This is a genomic window from Achromobacter sp. SIMBA_011, from assembly GCF_046535435.1.
GTDB classification, from domain to species: domain Bacteria; phylum Pseudomonadota; class Gammaproteobacteria; order Burkholderiales; family Burkholderiaceae_B; genus Achromobacter; species Achromobacter dolens.
This window is the reverse complement of sequence record NZ_JAWRWN010001005.1, coordinates 1-247: the sequence shown is the minus strand read 5'-3', so window position 1 is coordinate 247 and position 247 is coordinate 1. Positions and strand designations below refer to the sequence as shown.

Sequence of the window (247 nt, the reverse complement as noted above, 5' to 3'; positions counted from 1 at the left end):
ATTTGTGCTGTTGCAATAGTGCACGGATCGATTTGATGCGATTTGGATAAGGATAACCGATCAATGCAATATCATAGAGGAACGAATCTGCTGGCGGCATTTTTTTCTGAAATACACGTGTATTTGTCGGAATGGGAAAGTAGTGTGCGTGATGAACACCTAATTGTTTATAAAAAGGCAGTGTGCCTTCGTCAATTGTCAAAATCATGTGTGCATCATGTGCACAGCTGGCTGACACATCTGTATA

The 247-nt window shown here is 40.9% G+C and carries 1 protein-coding gene; it reads right to left on the bottom strand.

Features of this window, described 5'->3' with window-relative positions; translation table 11 throughout:
- The coding region (locus SB816_RS34050; protein ID WP_410548505.1) for a DUF3880 domain-containing protein at window positions 1–208 on the bottom strand (208 nt) is incomplete at its 3' end.
- Between the last annotated feature and the right edge of the window lie 39 nt (window positions 209–247).